The organism is Spirillospora sp. NPDC049652, assembly GCF_040675125.1.
Classification (GTDB): Bacteria; Actinomycetota; Actinomycetes; order Streptosporangiales; family Streptosporangiaceae; genus Spirillospora.
This window is the reverse complement of the sequence record NZ_JBFAOF010000895.1, coordinates 1-2963: the sequence shown is the minus strand read 5'-3', so window position 1 is coordinate 2963 and position 2963 is coordinate 1. Positions and strand designations below refer to the sequence as shown.

General features: G+C 74.4%; 3 protein-coding genes. 2 read left to right on the top strand and 1 reads right to left on the bottom strand.

What is annotated here, in order from left to right; genetic code table 11:
- Positions 1-820, top strand: an 820-nt coding sequence (locus tag AB0J52_RS34500; RefSeq protein WP_500187091.1) for a hypothetical protein, incomplete at its 5' end; no start/stop codon positions are given.
- Between the two features lie 27 nt (positions 821-847).
- On the opposite strand, the gene AB0J52_RS34495 is transcribed toward AB0J52_RS34500, so the two are convergent.
- Entirely contained in the window at positions 848-1993 is a 1146-nt protein-coding gene (locus tag AB0J52_RS34495; protein WP_500187090.1) for a hypothetical protein, read from the bottom strand.
- Between the two features lie 291 nt (positions 1994-2284).
- Here AB0J52_RS34495 and AB0J52_RS34490 point away from each other — a divergent pair, with 291 nt between their 5' ends.
- Positions 2285-2761, top strand: coding sequence for an SRPBCC family protein (locus AB0J52_RS34490; protein WP_500187089.1), 477 nt, complete (start codon positions 2285-2287; stop codon positions 2759-2761).
- Positions 2762-2963: the final 202 nt, after the last annotated feature.

Genomic DNA, 2963 nt, shown 5'->3' with positions numbered 1-2963 from the left:
GGCACGTCCGGGCTGGTGGCGGCCGCGCTGCGCGTCGGACGCCGCCTTCGACGAACTCGCCACCGAGATCGTCCGCACGTCCGAAGCCGTTGCGAAGCCGGACCCCGTGGCCGCACGGCGCGCCCGGCGAAAGCCGGTGCTGGGCATCGGGGCTGTGGCGGCCGCCGTGGCGGCCGGGGCGGTGTTCCTTGGCTGGCCGGGCGGGGAGCACCCCGCCGAGGCGCTCTCCTTCACGCGGGACGGCCAGTACGTGAAGGTCGCCGTCCGGGACCCGAAGGCCGATCCCGACCGCCTGCGGACGGAGTTCGCCGCGCACGGCCTGGCCGTGAAACTGGACGTCCGTCCCGCGTCCCCGAGCCTGGTGGGCGCCATGCTGTCCGCGAGCACGGACGGACGAGGGCACGTCGAGCTGGAGCACCTCCCCGGCGCGGACTGCGGAGGGACCCGGTGCAGGACGGGCGTCCGGATCCCGGTCGGCCTGCGGACGCCGGTCACCGTCGTGCTCGGCCGCGCGCCGCGTCCAGGCGAACGGATCCTCATCACCGGGAGCGCGACCGCGCCCGGCGAGATCCTGGCGGGGGTGCCGGTCACCGGCCGGACCGTCAAGGAGGTCGTCGCCGCCCTCCGGCAGCGCGGAGGCACCGTCGCGGCGTACATGCTGGACCGGTCCGGCGGCGGTCACCCCGGCGTCTGGAACCTCGACGCGCGCGTCGTGCCGGCCGGCAAGGTGAAGGGCGGCTGGTACGTGTCCTCGGCGTTCAGCGGAGCCACCGCCGGGACCGTCCGGCTCGTCGTCTCCGAACAGCGCGTCCATCCGTAGCAGCCGCCCGGTCGGGCGGGAGCGGGGTCAGGCGGTGGCGACCGTCCAGGTCGGGTCGTCGCAGGAGATCGTCCCGGGTGCGGCCTGGTGCAGCAGGCGCTCGCCGGCGTTGGGGGCGAGCGGGGCGTGGACGCGGACGTCGGTCACCCCGGCCGCCGCGTAGATCGCCGGCGTTCCCCTCGGGGTGAGGACCCGCTGCCTGGCGCCGCCCGACCACTGGCAGCCGATGAAGGCGATCTGCGACCCGGCGTGGATGTAGACCTGTCCCTTCTGCCAGGGGCGGCCGGTCGTCCGGGGCCGGACGGCGTTGTTGAAGAACCAGCAGTCCTGGAAGACGTGGCCTTCGCCGCCGTCAATGACGACGGCGGGCCCCTGGCAGGCGGTGTCCGCGTCCCGGCCGGTCGAGTCCAGCAGGAGGCCGTGGAACGACAGGCCGCCGTAGCCGCGCTCGACCTTGATCGCCGTCGCGTGCTGGGGCGTGATGTACAGGGGCCCGACGCGCGTGCGGGACATGCTGGTGAAGTGGAGGTACGCGGTCGCCGTGGCCGGCGCGTTCCCCGAGAGGAACGAGTGGCCGCTCATCCAGTACGTGTTGTCCGAGCCGCCCAGCTTGAACTGCACGTCGCCGCCGTTGTTGACGTAGGTGCGTTCGATGGCGACGCGCAGGTGGCGGGTGTGCATGACCGAGGAGAACCCGTTCCAGGCCAGGTCGGTGAAGTCGCAGTCGGACATGATCGGACCGTTGGCGAGGTCGGTCTGGCGGACCAGCCAGTCCACCGGTGCGGCGGCCCGGAACTGCACGCCCCGGATGCTGACGCCGCGCACGCCGCCGGGCGGCACCGCGAACAGCGGGCCGCCCCGGACGGTGACGATCGACTGGGGGCCGCGGGTGTCGAACTCGCGCTCGGGTGCGCCCAGCGGCCCGGACAGCCGCAGCCCGTCGATCAGCGTGTACGGCCCGCCCGACAGCTCGACCGGACCGTTGGGCAGCAGGATCACCGGCTTGTAGGTCTGCGCCGCGACGTGGGACAGCGCGGCGGCGAACCTGGCGTCCCAGCTCGTCCCCGGGAACGAGGCGAGAGGGACGCCGCCGGGAACGCCGGTCTCCGCGCCAGGGCCGGCGTGTGGAAGTCCCTCGTCGGGGGCGCCTTCCGGTTCCGAAGCTCGCCTCATGGGTCATCTCCTCCGGTCGGCTCGGCCTCCACGGTGGCCACGCTCGCACGCCGCTGTTCGGTGCGAACGGCAGTTGAGGGTGGACCCGACCGGGTTCGACGTGGTTGTGGCGGCGAGGAGACAGCGGAGCGGGCGATCCGCCCTGCGGGTGCGGAGCACGCACGCCGGGGTGTTGCCTAGATCACATCGGGCGGTGGAGCATGGGGCGAGGCCGGCCGCCCCGTCCGGCCGTCCCGCCCGTCCGCCGTCGCATCCGCCCCCGGGTCCGTCCCGCGCCGTCGAGGAGCCGCCGTGACCGTGCCGTCCAGCGTTCCGCCCGCCGTGCCCTCCGCCCCCCAACCCGCGTACGCCAGTGCGGTGCTGCCCGCGTCCGCCGAGCGGGTGTGGGCCTACCTGCGGGACTTCGGCAACCTGGCCGAGTGGATGCCGGGCGTCGAGACCGGCGTCATCGAGGACGGCGGGCCGTCCGACCGGGTCGGCTGCGTCCGCCGCATCATCGGCCCGGGCGACACGGTGTTCCGCGAGCGGCTGACGTCCCTGGACGACGACGCCCGCACCTACCGCTACGAGGTGCTGGAGTGCCCGCTGCCGGTCCGGCGCTGCCGCGCCGCCCTGCGGGTCGTGCCGGTCACCGTGACCGGCGGGTCGTTCGTGGAGTGGTCCGCCGAGTTCTCCGCGAACGCCGACGACGAGGAGGCGATGGCCAAGACCCTCACCGTCGGCATCTACGCGACCGGCCTGTCCGCGCTGGCCAGGCGCTTCTCCTGACGGCCGGGGCGGACGCGGCCGTCAGGAGGCGCTCAGGCAAACTTCGGGGGACGCTTCTCGCGGAGCGCGGCCACGCCCTCGCGGACGTCGGGGCCGGCGAAGCCGAGGAACTCCATGGCCAGGGACGCGTCGAAGCTCGGCTGCGCCAGCCGCAGCCAGCCGTTCAGCGCGTGCTTGGTGGCCGAGACGGCCTCGGCCGGGC